Consider the following 17948-nt stretch of genomic DNA (forward strand, 5'->3'; position numbering starts at 1 on the left):
TTAGAGAAGCGACTTATATTACTCTGAACGTAGTTTTATCACTCCGTTTCAAAGAAACGCAATTATCAGATCTTCCGAGCCTATTACGTTTTTTCTCTTTTGTGACCCAGTCCACAATAAACAATAATCTTAAATCCAATGCGAAATAACGTAATTGATCGTCAAAGGGCTTTTATCAAGAATAGTGCCAAATTAACCCTGTCCCGGAGGCTACAATGACAAACTACTTCAACAACATTGACAAAGTTCGCTACGAAGGTCCTGACTCAACCAATCCCTTCGCGTATAAATACTACGACGCCAATCAGGTCATTCTTGGCAAAACCATGGCGGAGCATTTGCGTTTGGCGGTATGTTATTGGCATACGTTTTGCTGGAACGGTACCGATATGTTCGGCTTGGGTTCGCTGGATCGAAGCTGGCAGAAAAATGCCGGCACGTTAGAGGCGGCAAAACAAAAAGCGGATATTGCTTTTGAGTTTTTCACCAAATTAGGCGTGCCTTATTATTGTTTCCACGATGTGGATGTGGCGCCGGAAGGCAATTCCATTAAGGATTACATTCATAATTTCAACACAATAACGGACATTCTTGAGCGTAAACAGGCGGAAACCGGCGTGAAGTTGCTGTGGGGCACGGCAAACTGTTTCAGCAATCCGCGTTATATGTCCGGCGCCTCCACCAACCCGAATCCGGAAGTGTTCGCCTGGGCGGCAACGCAGGTATATCACGCCATGAATGCTACCAAGCGTTTGGGCGGCGAAAACTATGTGCTCTGGGGCGGTCGCGAAGGTTATGAAACCCTGCTCAATACGGACTTAAAACGTGAACGCGAGCAAATCGGACGCTTCATGCAAATGGTGGTGGAACATAAACATAACATCGGCTTTAACGGCACATTGCTTATCGAACCGAAACCACAGGAACCGACCAAACATCAATACGATTATGACGTGGCGACGGTTTACGGTTTCTTAAAACAATTCGGCTTGGAAAATGAAATTAAAGTGAACATTGAAGCCAACCACGCCACCTTGGCGGGGCACACCTTCCAGCATGAAGTGGCGACGGCGTTCGCGCTGGATATTTTCGGCTCTATCGACGCCAACCGCGGCGACCCGCAATCAGGCTGGGACACCGACCAATTCCCGAACAGCGTGGAAGAAAACACGTTGGTGATGTACGAAATCCTGAAAAACGGCGGTTTTACCACCGGCGGTTTCAATTTTGATGCGAAAATCCGCCGTCAAAGTACCGATCCTTATGATTTGTTCTATGCCCATATCGGCGCTATCGACGTATTGGCGTTATCCCTCAAACGGGCGGCACAAATGCTGGAAGAACAACGGCTGCAACAGCTTGTGGACGAACGTTATGCCGGTTGGCGGCAATCCCTCGGTCAGCAAATTTTGCTGGGTAACGCTTCTTTGGCACAGCTCGCGCAGGCGGTTGAGCAACAAGGCTTGGATCCGCAACCGGTGTCCGGTAAACAGGAGTATCTGGAAAACTTGGTGAACGGTTACATTTACCGTTAATCGGTAAAAGTGCGGTGGTTTTTTTCGGTATTTTTTACGGAGGTGTTTTATGTATCTTGGCGTCGATTGCGGCACGCAAGGCACGAAAGTGATTGTTGTAGATAGTCAACAGCATAAGGTATTGGGTAGCGGTTATGCCGCCCATCAACTCATTGAAAACTCCGACGGACGGCGCGAGCAAGCGCCGGATTGGTGGATTACGGCGTTTAAAAATGCTTTTGCCGACGCCATAAAACACGCCGAAATTCAACCGCACTTGATTCGTGGCATCGGTATTTCCGGGCAGCAACACGGCTTGGTGGTGCTGGATAAAAACGATCATCCGTTGTACCATGCCAAACTCTGGTGCGACACGGAAACCGCCGCGGAAAATGCGGAGATTTTAGCGTTGCTCGGTGGCGAACAAGCCTGTTTTGAACGCCTCGGCATTGTTTGCCAAAGCGGTTATACGGCATCCAAAATCCGTTGGCTGCGTAAATATCAACCGGATATTTATCAACAAATCGACAAAATCATGCTACCTCATGATTATCTCAATTATTGGCTCACGGGCAAATTCTGTACCGAATACGGTGATGCGTCCGGCACCGGCTATTTTGATGTGGTGCGACGTTGTTGGGACGAGGAGGTGTTGCGCCTTATTGCCCCGGAAAAATGCCTGGAAAATCTACCGCACTTAATCGACGCTGACCAAATTCTCGGCACGGTGAAAGCAGATGTCGCGCGCCAATTAGGACTGGAGAATGACGTCATTGTTTCCGCCGGCGGCGGCGACAACATGATGGGCGCCATCGGTACCGGCAATATTCAACAAGGCATCGTCACCATGAGCTTAGGCACGTCGGGCACGCTCTATGCCTACAGCGATAAACCGCTCCCCGATTTGCCGCCGATGATTGCCGATTTTTGTTCCTCTTCCGGCGGCTGGTTGCCGTTGGTTTGCACCATGAACGTGACGTCCGCTAACAAAAATCTCATGCAACTGCTGGAAATTAACGTGAGCGAATTCAATGAATTGGTACAACAAGCCAATATCGGCGCCGACGGCGTGACCATTCTGCCCTTCTTTAACGGCGAACGGGTGCCGGCATTGCCGAATAGCAAAGCGGCGATTTTGGGCTTGGATGCGGGCAATTTCACCCGCGCCAATTTATCCCGCGCCGTGATGGAAAGCGCCAGTTTTACCTTGCGCTACGGCTTGGATTTATTTGAACAGGCGGGGCTGGCCGCCACCGAAATCCGCCTGATTGGCGGCGGGGCGAAAAGTGCCGTATGGCGGCAAATGATTGCCGACATTATGAACGTCAACGTAGTGTGCCTGATGGAGGAAGAAGCTGCCGCATTGGGCGCCGCAATTCAAGCCATGTGGGCAAATAAACAGGGTTCGCTGGCGGAATTATGCCGAGCTTTCGTACAGTTAAATGAAGCGACGCGCACAGCGCCGATAGCGGAAAATGCGGAACAATATCAATCCGTTTACCAACGCTATCGCCAACATTTAAACGCCCAATATTCCGTATAAAATTAATGGATTATTTTTCCGCTTCACTTGAATCGCACGGGCTTTTGCGCTAAAGTTCGCATCAATTTCCAAGAGGAAGATCGTCGTTTCCGGTGAGGCGGCAGGACTTCAAATCCTGTTGAGGCTGCCAGCAGTCTCGGGTAGGTTCAACTCCTACGATCTTCCGCCACTCAATTTTATTTTTAAAAAACACTTCATAAAATGACCGCACTTTTGACCGAAATTGATTGCCGACTATCAGCTTCGGTTGCAGCGTTGCCACCCGATAGAAGCCATCGCATGGTTACATTTGGCATTTGAATCCATTCACCCATTTTGTTGATGGCAACGGGCGACAGGTAGGCTATTGCTAAACTTTGAATTAATGAAAAACGGTTATTTTCCTTATAAACACCTATGATCTGCCCCCCAAAACCCGGACACCTAATTTGAGGTGCAGATTATGTCTTACTCTTATCAATTTCGTTTAAAAACTATCAAACAGGTCACCGAGCAGGATTTTGGTATCCGTGAGGTGGCGAAACTTCATCAGATTTCTCGTTCTCAAGTCATTTATTGGAAAAGCCTTTCGTGAAAGAGGGCTTAATGGCGTAAAATCCCCTTATATAAACCCTCAACGCCCTAAAATAGTGAAGCCAAAGATGAAAAAGAAAGCGATTGAAATCCCGGAACAAACAGACTTTTCCCCAAAAGCGTTTAAAAAGCTGCAACGAGAGCTGGCATTAGCACGTGCACAGATTGCTTACCTAAAGGAGTTGGAGGCACTCGACCGTCAAAAACAGCGACAGAAAAAAGAAAAATCATTGAAAGATTGAAGCCAAATCACGCGTTAAATGACTTACTTCGTGTGGCTAAAATGCCTCGTTCTACCTTTTATTATCAGCAAGTTAAACACGATTATCGTGAGATAAAAGAAACTATCTTGTTGCGGTATAAAAAGAACAGAAAACGAGATGGCTATCGCCCAATGACACTCAAATTACGTCAAATGGGTTTCCATTTGAATCATAAAACGGTGTTAAAACTGATGAATGCGTTAGGTATTCATTCTATTTTACGCAAGAAAAGACATGGAAAACGAGGCAAAACATCGCATATTGCCCCGAATGTGCTAAATCGTGATTTTACAGCGACGGCGCTCAATCAAAAATGGGTAACCGATGTCACTGAGTTTCGAGTTGGGGAAGAAAAGCTCTATTTTTCACCGTTGATGGATTTAGCGAACCGGGAAATTATTGCCTATAATTTTGCGAAACGCCCTAAGTTCTCATTGGTAAAAAGAATGCCGGAAGAAGGACTTGGCAAACTAAAACCGAGCGAATGCCCGATTATTCACAGCGACCAAGGGGTATTGTACGGCTCAGCAGAATGGGTAAAGATGTTGGAAGGCAAGGCGATACAAAGTATGAGTCGCCGAGGGAATTGCTATGATAATGCGGTGATTGAAAGCTTTTTTGCGATATTAAAATCTGAGTGTTTTTACTCACGCACTTATACTTCGATTGCCGAATTACAGGCGGAAATTGAAGAATATTTGGTGTATTACAACCAAGAACGAATTAAACTTGATTTAAAAGGATTAAGCCCGGTGCAATACCGAGCTCAATATTTAAGTTAACTAACCTGTCCAACTTTTGGGGGGCAGATCACTTTTCCGCTACAAAATCATTTTCACCAGTTTATCCGCTTTAATATGGGCGAATTTTTTCAGGAGTTTTTGTACCGGTGCCGGGTATTGGTTTAATTCTTCCAGCTCGGTGTAATGTCTCAGCACGGTGGTGTGGCGGCGGATGTGTTCCAGTTCGTTTAATACTTGAGGACGCAGTTGCTGTTTCGGATCGTGAATGAACAAACCGTTTTCCGCATCCAAACGCCAAGCGCGCGGGTTGAGGTTATTGCCGGTGAGCAAAATATAACTCTTGTCCACCCAAACGCCTTTCAGGTGATAAGTATTATCGCCGTCTTTCCAGGTGCGTACGGTAAGCTGCCCTTGGGTAATTTCCCGTTCAAATTTTTTGCTGAAACGGCGCAAATTGCTTTCGTACAAATACGGCAACGCACCCGCCATTTTAAACGGTTGATCCGGCGGAATATAAAAATCGTTCGCTACTTTATTGCCGACGATAATTTCAATTTGCTTGCCTTTGCCGAGCAAATAGCGAATTTTTTGTTGCAACGTGTTCGGAAAGTTGAAATATGGCGTACAAATGGTCAGTTTTTCTTCCACCAGCTGGAACAAATCTTCTATGGTCGAATTAAGAATATTGACTGCGCCGCCTAAACCGAATAACGGTGTGATCGTTAATTCATCGCCAAAAGACACCGCACTTGGCAGTTGATATTGCCCGTACGCAGCAAGATTTTTACGGAACGCACGAATATTGCCGCGAATTTCTTTGGTTTTCGGCGGATTGGCGGCATCCAACGGCAACACCACATCGGCATCTAACAGATTTTGGCGCACGAAATTCACCATGGTGTTGGCTAATACGGGATGGGTGATTTTTTGATAGCGGTCGTAACGGTATTTCTCATTTTTTTGCAAATACACGTTATTAATGCTGGCGCCGCTGTATAACACGGTATCGTCGAACACAAAACCTTTAATGTGCAGCACGCCGAACACTTCGCGGGTGTTAATCGGTACGCCGAAGAACATATGCGGATCTTCCGCGAGTTGATATTTCTGGCGGGTTTCGTAGTACCAATCAGCATTGGTGGCGCTTTTCTCCGCACCCAACAAATTGCGTTGCGCCCGATGCCAATCAATTAAAATTTTCACTTCCAGTTCCGGTTTATCCTGCTTCGCACGATAAATTTCATCCAGAATTTCTTGTCCTGCCTCGTCATTTTGCCAATAAAGTGCGGTCACAATAATCCGCGTTTTTGCTTGTCGAGTCAGCTGAATAATTTCGCTTTTAAAGGCAGCCGGGCTATAAATAAATTCCACTTGCTCCGGCTGTAATGGCAAACATGGCAGGCTTTCAAGACGTTTGCGCGCACGTTCGATTTTATCTGTAAACATAAATTAGTTCTCTATAAAAACGCTGTGAGTAAGAATGTAAATGAATTTTAATTAGCGCCGTAGTTTACAATATTTATCGCCCACCTTGGTAGAAAAAAGGTTTTTTTTCGTTATAATGCTCACACTTTTACACTAAAAATGAGCAAAATCCGTTCATTTTATCGCTATCCATATCGGCACCCACTATGAATCAACATTCAAATAAACCAACCTTCAAATCCACAAATAAGACTTTCCAAGAAACATCTTTCAATGAACGCAGCGTCGGTGCAGACCGCAAAAAACGCGATAAAAACCGACTGCACTTTAACGCACCGAATGCCGCACGCCCCGAATTCAAAAAAAGCCAAGGCAAGAATCCACCCTTCAAGCGTGCCGACAGCCAAGAAAAAACCTTGCGCATTTCCGAAAGCACTATGAAAAAAGCCGGCGGTGCGGAAGGCGGCGTGAAAGTGATGGTGAAAAGCAGCCAATTCGACGACAAACCGAGAGAGAAAAAAACCGGTCCGTTGTCGCCGCGCGCACCGGAAAAAATCAAGAAAAATCGTGCCGAAGAAATGAAGGTTTATGGTGAAAATGCCTGTTTAGCCCTTTTTGAACAACGTCCCGCCAGTATAGTTCGCTTGTGGGCGAAGGTGCAAATGGCGCACAAAATCGGCGATATTTGCAGCTATTTAGCTGCCAACAAAAAGGTTTATCACATCGTGGAGAGTGACGAGCTCACCAAAGTCAGCGGCACCGAACATCACGGCGGTATTTGTATGTTGGTGAAAAAATCCTATCCGTTCACTTTGCAAGGGTATTTGGACGTCCCTCACCAAGAAGATTGTCTGGTGCTGTTAGACGGCGTCAATAACGCGCAAAACATCGGCGGTATTTTGCGCACCTGCGCGTTCTTCGGTGTGAAAAATATGGTATTGGAAGAAGCGGAAAGCCTCAATTCCGCCGTCACCCTGCGCGTGGCGGAAGGCGGTGCGGAATACGTCCGCGTGCTGGAAACCGACGACAGCCGCAACGCCCTCGCCCAATTACGCCACGCCGGTTATCAAATTATCCATGTAAGCAATGACAAAAACTCCACCGCATTGGATAAAGTGCGGTTAAAAAATAAAACGGTTTTCGTGCTAAGCGAAGGTTCAACGGAAACCTTGGCAGAGAAATCCGACGAACAAGTCCGCCTGTCTTTCGGCAACCCGCTGAAAAACGGATTAAATGTCTCGGTGAACGCGGGGATTTTATTGGCGAAATGGTATTTTAGATAGCACATCGTACGTGTGAAAAACACCCTGATTTTTCACCGCACTTTTAGCAAGCTGGCACAGAAAAATTACAACTTATCCGCGTGATGAATCAGCACAAAGCGTTCCCAAAGCTGCTCTTCGGTTTCGATATGGTCGGGATCGGTGATGATACATTTGCTGATGGGGCAAACTTTTTGGCAGGTTGGGGTGTCGTAGTGACCGACACATTCGGTGCATAAATTAGGATCGATGACATAGATCTCATCGCCGATTGAAATGGCTTCATTCGGGCATTCCGGCAGGCACATATCGCAGTTTGTGCATTTGTCAGTGATGAATAGTGCCACGGCGTCCTCGGGGAAAATTGAAAGGGTCGGATTATAATCAATACATTAATAAAATTAAAGGAATTTTATGAACGAAAAACGTATGTTGCTGCTGTCATTTTTTGTGGTGGCGTTTTTAATGTTTTTACTTGCCGGCTGGTATTATTTTTCCAAGCAGAAACAAGCGGTTGGCGTGTTAATCGATCGGGATTACGATTACATCATGAAAAACGATCCCATCGGGCAAAATAAAAAGGTCCGCACCGATTATTACACGCTGGTGTTGTCCTGGTCACCGGCGTTTTGTGAGCGTCAACGTAAGCAATACGGCGATGACTTACCGAATTCCTTGCAATATCAATGCGGTTTGACTCAACAATTCGGTTGGATTGTACACGGATTATGGTCACAAAACGAACAGGCACGACGGGTTTCCGATCATCCGCGTTTCTGTCAGGGCGATTTGCCGAAATTGCCGCAGGAGCTCATCGAACAATATCTGCCAGAGATGCCCGGCGCCAATTTAATTCAGGGCGAATGGGAAAAACACGGTTCGTGTATGTTCAACAATGCGCAGGATTATTTGGAAAAGATCAAAAATTTATACCGCACTTTAAAGCTGCCGAACTACGAATTAAGCCGTAACGAGTTGTTTACCTGGATAAAGAAAAATAATCCGCAACTCAAAGGTCGCTATCTTGGCGCGGCGCGTAACGAATTATTCATTTGTTACGGCTTAGATTGGCAACCGATTGATTGTCCGCGCAATCGCACCGGTTATTAATTTTGATAATCGTTTGCGTAGGATCAAAGGAATTGAGGTTACAAGCTACTTAGATCAGGGTATAATGCGGGCAGTTTTTATTTTTAGTTTTTCACAAGCAAAGAGGTAAATTATGTCAGTAATTAAAATGACCGATTTAGATTTGAACGGTAAACGCGTATTTATCCGAGCCGACCTGAATGTGCCGGTAAAAGACGGTAAAATCACTTCCGATGCGCGTATTCGTGCCACCATCCCAACCTTAAAATTAGCCTTGGAAAAAGGCGCCAAAGTGATGGTTACCTCCCACTTAGGTCGTCCGACCGAAGGTGAATTCAAACCTGAAGATTCCCTCCAACCCGTTGTTGATTATTTAAACGAACATCTTGATGTGCCGGTACGTTTAGTACGTGATTACCTCGACGGCGTAGATGTTAAACCCGGCGAAATCGTTGTATTGGAAAACGTTCGCATGAACAAAGGCGAAAAGAAAAACGATCCTGAATTAGGCAAAAAATACGCCGCACTTTGTGATGTATTCGTGATGGATGCGTTCGGTACGGCTCACCGCGCCCAAGCGTCCACTTACGGCGTTGCCGAATTCGCCCCGATTGCCTGTGCCGGCCCATTACTTGCGGCTGAATTGGATGCCCTCGGTAAAGCGTTAAAAGAACCTGCACGTCCGATGGTGGCGATTGTAGGCGGTTCTAAAGTCTCCACCAAATTGGAAGTATTGAACTCCCTGTCTAAAATTGCCGACCAAATTATCGTAGGCGGCGGTATCGCCAACACCTTCATCGCCGCAGCCGGTCATAATGTAGGTAAATCCTTATACGAGGCGGATTTAATCCCGGTTGCTAAAGAACTCGCGGCAAGCACCGATATTCCTGTGCCGGTTGATGTTCGCGTCGGCACCGAATTCTCCGAAACCGCATCGGCAACAGAAAAATCCGTGACCGAAGTAAAAGATGATGAATCCATTTTCGACATCGGCGACAAATCCGCAGAGCAACTGGCAGACATCATCAAAAACGCCAAAACCGTATTATGGAACGGCCCGGTGGGCGTGTTTGAATTCCCGAACTTCCGCAAAGGAACTGAAATCATTTCTCGTGCTATCGCCAACAGTGACGCGTTCTCTATTGCGGGCGGCGGTGATACGTTAGCGGCTATCGATCTTTTCGGTATTGCAGATAAAATCTCTTACATCTCAACCGGTGGTGGTGCGTTCTTAGAATTCGTCGAAGGTAAAGTCTTACCAGCGGTAGAAATTCTTGAAAAACGCGCGAAAAACTAACCGCACTTTTAATTAAACGTATAGGGCAACAGGTTGCAGCATACATAAAAAAGGAAACATAACTATGGCTAAATTATTAGATATCGTAAAACCGGGCGTACTTACCGGTGAAGATGTACAAAAAGTATTCGCATACGCAAAGGAACACGGCTTTGCCATTCCCGCCGTGAACTGCGTCGGTTCCGATTCTGTGAATGCCGTATTGGAAACCGCCGCCCGTGTAAAAGCGCCGGTCATCATTCAGTTCTCTAACGGCGGTGCGGCATTCTACGCAGGTAAAGGCATTAAACCCGCCGGCGGCGCCCGTCCTGACGTATTAGGCGCCATTGCCGGTGCGAAACATGTTCATGCTTTAGCTAAAGAATACGGCGTGCCGGTGATTTTACACACCGACCACGCAGCGAAAAAATTACTGCCTTGGATAGACGGCTTACTTGATGCCGGTGAAAAACACTTCGCCGAAACCGGACGCCCGCTGTTCTCCTCCCACATGATTGACCTTTCCGAAGAACCGATGGAAGAAAACATGGCAATCTGCCGTGAATACCTTGCTCGCATGAGCAAAATGGGCATGACCCTTGAAATCGAAATCGGTATCACCGGCGGTGAAGAAGACGGCGTGGATAACTCCGATGTGGATGAATCCCGTCTTTACACCCAACCGTCCGACGTGCTTTATGTTTACGACCAATTACACCCGGTAAGCCAGAACTTCACCGTAGCGGCGGCATTTGGTAACGTACACGGTGTGTACAAGCCGGGTAATGTGAAATTAAAACCGTCTATTCTGGGGGCAAGCCAAGAATTCGTGGCGAAAGAACGTAACCTTCCGGCAAAACCGATTAACTTCGTCTTCCACGGCGGTTCCGGTTCCAGCCGCGAAGAAATCCGTGAAGCCATCGGTTACGGTGCAATTAAAATGAATATCGACACCGACACTCAATGGGCATCCTGGAATGGTATTTTAAATTTCTACAAAGCCAATGAAGCGTATTTGCAAGGTCAACTAGGCAACCCGTCAGGTCCTGATGCACCGAACAAAAAATACTACGATCCGCGCGTTTGGTTACGCAAAATGGAAGAATCCATGTCTAAACGTTTAGAGCAATCTTTCGAAGACTTAAACTGCGTAGATGTTTTATAATTTAAAAACACATTAAAAACCGACCGCACTTTTGACATGCCGATGATAAAGTGCGGTCATTTTTTTAAGCGTTTTTTGCCGACGATGAAGATGACAACATACAAACTCCCCCTGGCAGGGTTTATTAACGCAACGCTGGTGTTCTTTTTTACCTGCCTGCTTGTGTTGAAACACGGCTATAACTATACCCCGGCAATCTTGTCGCTGATGGGCGTAATTTTTTTCATTTACCGCCAATTATGCAAACCGAAGGGCAATCTCACCTATGATGGCAATGAGAAATGGTTTGTTGCCACCCTGCTCTTTTACGTGCTGCTCTTTGCCCTTTCGATTCTGTACCATCAGGGCAAAATTCGGGAATTTGATAACCCGAGCCGCATTCTCTTTTTTCTGACCTTGTTGCCGTTACTGGCGCATTATCCGATACGTTTTAATTGGCTTTTACACGCCATTCCATGGGGCAGCCTGATTGCGGGCATCACCGCTATTATTCATCGTTTTATCTTGAATTATTACATGGCATTTGAGTATCAAATGCACATTCAGTCCGGCGATATTGCCATGTCGTTGGGCATGTTTTCCCTGGCGATTAGCTTTTACTTTTTCATCAAAAGGCAATATCACTTCGGTGCCTTATATTTTGTATTCAGTCTGATGGGCGTGTTCGCCAGTTTGTTATCCACCGCGCGCGGCGGCTGGATTGGTATCCCTTTTGTTCTCCTGTTAATCCTCTTTGCTTATCGTCGTTATTTATCGAAAAAATTCGTCGCCGGCTTTTTTATTGTGCTTGCCCTGATTGTAACAACCGTTGCGATGTTGCCAAATACCAAAATTAAAGAACGCATTGCCGCCGCAGAATACGACATCATCGCCTATTTTCAACAAAATAACGGTTCTACCTCCGTCGGCGCCCGTTTTGATATGTGGAAAAGCGTGATGTTAATGACGCAGGAAAAACCGATTTTCGGTTGGGGCGTACAAGGGGTCAGCGAAAAACGCAAACTGCAATATGAGCAAGGTTTGATAAGCCAATATGCCGCCGCCTTTAACCACGCGCACAACCAATATTTTGATGATTTATCCAAACGCGGCGCATTAGGTTTACTCGCCTTACTCGGCGTATTTTTAGTGCCGTTGCGTTTCTTTATACGGCATCTCAAAAGCGTCGATTTAGAACTGAAACTCGTTTCGTTGTTAGGTGCGGTTCATATTGTCTCCGTGATGTTCTACTGTTTCAGCCAAGGCTTTTTCAGCCATAACTCGGGCAATATTTTCTATTTTTTCCCGGTGATTGTGTTTTACGCCTTGGTTAAACAGCTTAGTGCCGCTGCAGAGAACCGCCATGAATAACACCGAACTGTTGCAATTTGCCGCGCAATTTCCGTTGCAATATCTTCAGGGCGAACGCCAATGCCGCTTGGCTTATCGGCATTTTATGCACCACCCCGCCGCCCGTAAATTAGTGATTATGGTGAACGGCAGGGCGGAAAACCTGCTGAAATGGACGGAAATTGCGCAGGATTTTTATCATCAAGGCTACGATGTGTTACTGTTTGATCATCGCGGGCAGGGTTATTCGCAACGTTTATTGAAAGATGGCGAGAAAGGGCATTTAGACGAATTTCGGTTTTACCCGCAGGACATGGCAAAAATCATTGAAAATCTGACCGCACTTTATCCTTATCCGCAGCAATACCTGATCGCCCATTCCCTCGGCGCGCTGATTTCCGCCTATTATTTGGCGAATTTTGATCATCGTATTGAACGGGCAGTCTTCTCCGCGCCCTTTTTCGGGGGGCCACTCAAAAAGCCGACGCGCGACGAATTATTGCTGAATTTGATGATGTTATGGGGACAAGGTGAACGTTATGTGTTCGGCAAAAGCGCCTACAAGCCAGTGGATACGGCACAGAACGAGTTAAGTCACAGTGTGGCGCGGATGCAATGGATGAATGACGTGAATCGGGACAACCCGTCAATTCGGCTGGGCGGACCGACCTTCCGTTGGGTACATTTGTGTCTCGCCGCCATTAAGCGTCTGCCGAAAATTCTGCCTCGTATCGAAACGCCGGTGTTAGTGTTGGAGTCCGAACAGGAAAAGATCGTGAACAATAAAACGCTGAAAAAACTGACCGCACTTTTGCCCCACGGAGAGCGGCGAAAAATTCACGGCGCCAAACACGAAATTCTGTTTGAAAGCGATGAAATTCGTACCCCGGTACTACAACGCATTTATGCGTTTTTTAATCCAAACAAGCACGCATAAGCAGCACGCCGAACCAGCAAAAGCACGGATAACACAATCAGTAAATGCCGTAAATGGCACGCAAATACGATGCCACTGCTTCATGTCCGTGGCGACCGATAACTTCCAGTTGCGGCGCGGCTTGTTTCAGACGAGGATCGGCGTTCCCCATAACGCAGCCTTTGCCCACTTCCGTTAACATTTCCACATCATTCATACCATCACCGAAAGCGATGCAATCCTGCAAATCATAATCTTTTTGTTGCACGACTTGAGCAAGCGTGGAAGCCTTCGATACGCCTTCCCCCATGACTTCCAAGCAAATCGGTGTAGAATAAGTAATGTTGGCAAGCGTGCCAAAACGTGTGCGTAACTGTTCTTCCAGTGCCACCAAATCCGCCGGTGTGCGTCCGATAAAAAAGACTTTTTCCGTATCTCTGCCGTGATGTTGTTTAAAATCAACCACGTCGTAAACAAAACCGGAATCTTTATGATATTTATAAAGCTCGGGAATATCTTTATTGATAAACCAGCCTTCCGCCTGATAACTGTTCACGCAAACCCGCGTATCGTCAAAGGGAAGGTTCATGATTTCATAGGCAATGCTTTCAGGCAGGAAATTATTGAGCAGCAACTCGCCTTGCAAATTATGCGCCTGCGCGCCGTTTGAGGTAATCAGCACCGCCTCTTTCACCTTGGTTTTCTTCAAAATACTCGACACGTCAAAATAGTTACGCCCCGTAGCAAGAATAATGTCCACCTTGTTGTCATATAAGCATTCCAGGGTTTGTGCGGTAAAATCGCCCACCACATGATGTCCGTTGAGCAACGTGCCGTCCATGTCAGAAACGATGGCGCGATAAGGCAGTTTTTGCATGATTTGTTACCTCAAATAAAATAGATGGCTAATGGTAACAAATTTTGCACAAAAATATTCGTTGTTTCCTTGAATTTTAATAAAAGATTAAATCTTTCACGTAGTAAAAAAATTCCTTCCTCAAAATAGAAGTTATCGTAAGTATGAACGGTGCAAATTTAATAATCGAGTGCTTAAAAGCACATAATGTGGACACCATTTTCGGCTTCCCGGCTGCGCCATCATGCCAACCTACGATGCCATTTATGATTCCGGTTAGATCATCTGCTTTTTCGTAACGAACAAGGTGCCGCCATGGCGGCTATCGGATATGTCCGCGCGTCGGGGAAAATCGGTGTGTATCGCTACCTCAGGGACGGGCGCCACCAACCTCATCACCAGGCTCGGCGATGCTTTAATGGATTCCATTCCTATCGTCGCCATTACCGGACAGGTCGCTTCCCTGCTCATCGGCACCGATGCCTTTCAGGAAGCGGATGTACTCGGTTTATCCCTTGCCTGCACCAAACACAGTTTCATCGTGCAACATATTGATGAGTTGTCGGAAATTCCCGCCAACGCTTTTGGGATCGCACAAAGCGGCAGACCGGGTCCGGTGCTGGTGGACGTACCGAAAGACGTACAAATTGCACCGACCACGGCGAAGCCAAGAATAAATCCGCCGCCAAAAGCCACCGCACTTCATGAGGAACATTTAACCCAAATTTTAACGTTATTACGCGAAGCACAACGCCCGGTCATCTATATCGGCGGCGTTAGTATGGCAGGAACTGTGCCTGCGTTACGCTATTTTCTGCACAGCACCCAAATGCCAAGCCGTAGTGACCTTAAAAGGCTTGGGTGCCGTCTCCGCCGACGATTCTTATTATTTGGGCATGCTCGGAATGCACGCACCAAAGCCGCCAACTACATCACCCAAGAAGCGGATTTATTACTGGTATTCGGCACCCGCTTTGATGATCGCGTCACCGGCAAACTCGACACCTTCGCCCCGCACGTCAAAGTGATTCATGTGGATATTGACGGTGCCGAATTAGGCAAATTGTCCGAACGTCTGCACAACAATATCTGGATTAAACGGGAAGATCGCCAGCCGGTAAACAGCTTTAAACTGCGCGGTGCATACGCCATGATTTCCAGCCTTTTGCGGAGCAAAAAGCGGCGGGCGTAATTGCGGCCTCGGCTGGAAACCATGCGCAGGTCGTCGCGTTATCGGCGAAGCAATTGGGCTTACTTTAATCGTCATGCTGCAAAATACACCGACCATTAAAGTGGATGCGGTGCGTGGGTTCGGTGGCGAAGTGTTGCTACATGACGCCAATTTCGATGAAGCCAAAGCAAAAGCCGTTGAGCTTGCCGAAAAAAAACACATGACCTTTATCACGCCTTTTGATCACCCGCTGGTGATTGCCGGGCAAGGCACGCTCGCTATGGAAATGTTACAGCAAGTGGCAGACTTAGATTATATGTTCGTGCAAGTGTGCGACGGCGGTTTGGCGGCGGGTGTAGCGATTTTATTGAAGCAGTTTATGCCGGACATTAAAGTCATCGGCGTGGAATCGAAAGATTCAGCCTGTCTCAATGCCGCGTTGGAAAAAGGTGAACCGACAGATTTGGCGTACGTGGGCTTATTTGCCGACGGCGTGGCGTAAAACGCATTGGCAGCGAAATCTTCCGCTTATTCCGGCAATACCTTGATAATATGGTGCTGGTGGACAGCAATGAAGTGTGCGCCGCGATGAAAGATCTGTTTGAAAACGTGCGTGCAGTGACCGAATTCAGCTACCGCTATGCCGATGACAAACGGGCTTGCGTGTTCATCGGGGTTCGTACCTTAGATGAAGCGGAAAAAGCGAACATCATCGTCGATCTCACACAAAACAGCTTCGATGTGGAAGATATTTCCGACGATGACATCGCCAAAACCCATGTACGCTATTTAATGGGCGGATGGGTCGCCGACCATGGCGAACGCCTTTACACCTTTGAATTCCCGGAACAAAAAGGTGCATTGCTGAAATTCCTCGAAACCCTCGGCACCCGCTGGAAAATTTCCCTGTTCCACGACCGCGCCCACGGGGCGGATTGCGGCAACATTCTTGCCGGCTTCCAGTTATAACAAGGCAACGGTGCCGAACTTGAACAGGCGTTAGAACAACTGGGCTACGTTTATCAGGACGTCACCGACAGCAAATCCTATCGCTATTTTTTGTGTTAAAAAACGCCTGTAGAAACGACCGCACTTTTATCCCTTAACCTTTCTTATCCAACAACTGAATATAGCGCGTTGCCGATAACCAGGCGCCGATGTAGCCCATGATGGTGCAGACGATCAGCAGGAATAAAAATTCTACTAAGCCTAAGCCGTTTAAATTGAAGCTGACGGCGAAAATGTCGGTGACGTATTTCACGGCGCCGGTGAAGTAGCCGATGGTCAGGCTGCTGAAAATGCAGGCAAACAGACCGCCGAACACGGCGTAAATCATGCCGGTGTAGAGGAACGGGCGGAGGATGAATTGATCGGTGGCGCCGAGCAGTTTCATCACTTCAATGTTGGCTTGGTTGCTGTACACATCGGCGCGGATGCTGTTGCCGATGACTAAGAAAACGGCGAGCGCCATGAGTACGGTACAGAAAATCGCCACATGCGCCACCAGCCAAGTCAGCGCAGTCAGTTTTTCCAGCCAGTCGTTATCCAACCGCACTTCCTGCACGCCTTTGATTTTATCTAACGTTGCGCGCAATTCGTTACGTTTTTGCGATTCGTTAAATGCCTTCGTCGGCTTAATCATCACCACGGCAGGCAGCGGGTTGTCGTCCAATACGTCCAGTTCTTCGCTAAAACCCGACCAATGGCGAAATTCATTCAGGCTTTCCTGACGGGAAATGTAATTAAGAGACTCCACGCCTTCTTGCTGACGGATTTTCTCCACCACCAAATTGGCATCGTCTTCCGACAGATTTTTATGCAAATACACGGTCAATTCGCTTTCCGGATAAAACTGCGTGGTGGCGTGGTGAATGTTTTTCCAAAGCAGATAACTGACGGTAGGAATCGTGAACGATACGGCAATCACCAACACCGTCAACAATGTGGCGAACTTGCGTTTCAACAAATCCGCCAGCACGGCGCGCAACACATACGCACTTTGCACGCCAGAAGGAAAACGCATACGACGGGAATTCATGATACCTCCTAGCGTAAATAGCCTTGCTCAAGCACTAAGCAAGGTTTCGGTTTTTGTTGCACGATGCCGATGTCATGGGTGGCGATTAACACCGTCATGCCGAGGCGGTTAAATTCTTCAAATAAATTGAAAATTTCTAAGGATAAGGCGCCATCCAAGTTGCCGGTCGGTTCATCCGCCAACAATAATTGTGGCTTATGCACCACCGCGCGGGCAATATCAATGCGTTGCTGTTCCCCACCGGACAAATGCGCCGGCAAATGATTGGCTCGATCGCGCAACCCCACACGATCTAACGCCGCCAAGGCGCGACTGTTCGCATCTTTCGGATGTTGCCCGGCAATAATCAACGGTAAAGCGACGTTATCCAATACCGAACGATCGGGCAATAAGCGGTAATCCTGGTGCACCATGCCGATTTGACGGCGCAAAAACGGCACTTCGTGACGAGATAAACGGGTGATGTCGTGCCCGTTAAACCAAATTTGTCCGCCATTAGCGCGCTCCATGCCCATAATTAATTTTAACAGGGTACTTTTCCCCGCGCCGGAATGCCCCACCAGATAGGTCATACTGCCCGCCGGTAAATGAAAGCTTAACCCTTGCAGGGCAGGCTTCCCGCCCAAATAAGCTTTACTCACATTTGCAAATCGAATCATTTTTTTCTCTAATATGTTGTGTCAATCTTGGCTCCCTCCCGTTTACGGGGTGAGCTGCCGAAGGCTGAGGGGGGGAAAGTGCGGTCGAAAATTTAGGTATTTTCCTTTCAGTCTCTTCGGGACAAG

General features: G+C 47.2%; 14 protein-coding genes, 1 tRNA gene and 4 pseudogenes. 14 read left to right on the plus strand and 5 right to left on the minus strand.

Annotated features, from left to right (window positions below):
- Positions 1 to 215: 215 nt before the first annotated feature.
- From xylA to LIN98_RS02520, 5 genes and pseudogenes are all read left to right on the plus strand, one after another.
- Entirely contained in the window at positions 216 to 1535 is a 1320-nt protein-coding gene (gene xylA, locus LIN98_RS02495) for a xylose isomerase (protein ID WP_005568571.1), read from the plus strand.
- A gap of 49 nt (positions 1536 to 1584) precedes the next feature.
- The gene (gene xylB, locus LIN98_RS02500; protein ID WP_005568573.1) at positions 1585 to 3057 is read left to right on the plus strand and encodes a xylulokinase; all 1473 of its coding nucleotides are present in this window, start codon (positions 1585 to 1587) and stop codon (positions 3055 to 3057) included.
- A 74-nt stretch (positions 3058 to 3131) separates the two neighbouring features.
- A tRNA-Sec gene (locus LIN98_RS02505) sits at positions 3132 to 3226 on the plus strand.
- A gap of 273 nt (positions 3227 to 3499) precedes the next feature.
- Positions 3500 to 3872, plus strand: a pseudogene (locus tag LIN98_RS02515) (transposase).
- Complete coding sequence (locus tag LIN98_RS02520) at positions 3869 to 4675, plus strand: IS3 family transposase (protein WP_249847582.1); 807 nt, start codon at positions 3869 to 3871, stop codon at positions 4673 to 4675. The pseudogene LIN98_RS02515 and the gene LIN98_RS02520 overlap by 4 nt, the downstream one beginning before the upstream one ends.
- 39 nt (positions 4676 to 4714) lie before the next feature.
- Here the strand turns inward: LIN98_RS02520 and pssA are convergent, their stop codons facing one another.
- A complete protein-coding gene (gene pssA, locus LIN98_RS02525) occupies positions 4715 to 6082 on the minus strand; it encodes a CDP-diacylglycerol--serine O-phosphatidyltransferase (protein ID WP_148326228.1) in 1368 nt (455 codons plus the stop codon).
- 185 nt (positions 6083 to 6267) lie between these two features.
- On the opposite strand from pssA, the gene LIN98_RS02530 reads away from it, so the two are divergent.
- Positions 6268 to 7344 (plus strand): tRNA/rRNA methyltransferase, encoded by a 1077-nt coding sequence (locus LIN98_RS02530; RefSeq protein WP_005589264.1) that lies wholly within the window; start codon positions 6268 to 6270, stop codon positions 7342 to 7344.
- 65 nt (positions 7345 to 7409) lie between these two features.
- Here the strand turns inward: LIN98_RS02530 and LIN98_RS02535 are convergent, their stop codons facing one another.
- Complete coding sequence (locus LIN98_RS02535; RefSeq protein ID WP_026161206.1) at positions 7410 to 7670, minus strand: YfhL family 4Fe-4S dicluster ferredoxin; 261 nt, start codon at positions 7668 to 7670, stop codon at positions 7410 to 7412.
- A 67-nt stretch (positions 7671 to 7737) separates the two neighbouring features.
- Between LIN98_RS02535 and LIN98_RS02540 the strand changes: the two genes are divergently transcribed.
- From LIN98_RS02540 to LIN98_RS02560, 5 genes are all read left to right on the plus strand, one after another.
- Positions 7738 to 8433, plus strand: a complete 696-nt coding sequence (locus LIN98_RS02540) for a ribonuclease T2 family protein (protein WP_005589265.1) — start codon at positions 7738 to 7740, stop codon at positions 8431 to 8433.
- A gap of 112 nt (positions 8434 to 8545) precedes the next feature.
- Positions 8546 to 9709 (plus strand): phosphoglycerate kinase, encoded by a 1164-nt coding sequence (gene pgk, locus LIN98_RS02545; RefSeq protein WP_005589266.1) that lies wholly within the window; start codon positions 8546 to 8548, stop codon positions 9707 to 9709.
- 64 nt (positions 9710 to 9773) lie between these two features.
- Positions 9774 to 10853 carry a class II fructose-bisphosphate aldolase gene (gene fbaA / locus LIN98_RS02550; protein ID WP_148322121.1) on the plus strand — a complete coding sequence of 360 codons (1080 nt, stop codon included), beginning with the start codon at positions 9774 to 9776 and terminating at the stop codon, positions 10851 to 10853.
- Between the two features lie 207 nt (positions 10854 to 11060).
- Positions 11061 to 12203, plus strand: a complete 1143-nt coding sequence (locus tag LIN98_RS02555) for an O-antigen ligase family protein (protein WP_005567133.1) — start codon at positions 11061 to 11063, stop codon at positions 12201 to 12203.
- Positions 12196 to 13119: an alpha/beta fold hydrolase gene (locus LIN98_RS02560; protein WP_005570122.1), complete on the plus strand. Its 924-nt coding sequence runs from the start codon at positions 12196 to 12198 to the stop codon at positions 13117 to 13119. Before LIN98_RS02555 ends, LIN98_RS02560 begins: the two co-directional genes overlap by 8 nt.
- Positions 13120 to 13156: 37 nt before the next feature.
- On the opposite strand, the gene LIN98_RS02565 is transcribed toward LIN98_RS02560, so the two are convergent.
- Positions 13157 to 13975, minus strand: a complete 819-nt coding sequence (locus LIN98_RS02565) for a Cof-type HAD-IIB family hydrolase (RefSeq protein WP_005544828.1) — start codon at positions 13973 to 13975, stop codon at positions 13157 to 13159.
- A 143-nt stretch (positions 13976 to 14118) separates the two neighbouring features.
- Between LIN98_RS02565 and LIN98_RS10475 the strand changes: the two are divergent.
- From LIN98_RS10475 to LIN98_RS02575, 3 pseudogenes are all read left to right on the plus strand, one after another.
- Positions 14119 to 14625: pseudogene (locus LIN98_RS10475) on the plus strand (thiamine pyrophosphate-binding protein); the annotation flags it as partial.
- A 107-nt stretch (positions 14626 to 14732) separates the two neighbouring features.
- Positions 14733 to 14960 (plus strand): annotated as a pseudogene (locus tag LIN98_RS10480) (thiamine pyrophosphate-binding protein); the annotation flags it as partial.
- A gap of 45 nt (positions 14961 to 15005) precedes the next feature.
- Positions 15006 to 16193 (plus strand): annotated as a pseudogene (locus tag LIN98_RS02575) (pyridoxal-phosphate dependent enzyme); the annotation flags it as partial.
- Positions 16194 to 16227: 34 nt separating this feature from the next.
- Here the strand turns inward: LIN98_RS02575 and ftsX are convergent.
- Together ftsX and ftsE are read right to left on the minus strand one after the other, a co-directional pair.
- Complete coding sequence (ftsX, locus tag LIN98_RS02580; RefSeq protein WP_005567124.1) at positions 16228 to 17163, minus strand: permease-like cell division protein FtsX; 936 nt, start codon at positions 17161 to 17163, stop codon at positions 16228 to 16230.
- Between the two features lie 8 nt (positions 17164 to 17171).
- Positions 17172 to 17822 (minus strand): cell division ATP-binding protein FtsE, encoded by a 651-nt coding sequence (gene ftsE / locus LIN98_RS02585; RefSeq protein ID WP_005544836.1) that lies wholly within the window; start codon positions 17820 to 17822, stop codon positions 17172 to 17174.
- Positions 17823 to 17948 lie beyond the last annotated feature (126 nt).

The organism is Aggregatibacter actinomycetemcomitans (assembly GCF_023518055.1).
Lineage (GTDB): Bacteria > Pseudomonadota > Gammaproteobacteria > Enterobacterales > Pasteurellaceae > Aggregatibacter > Aggregatibacter actinomycetemcomitans.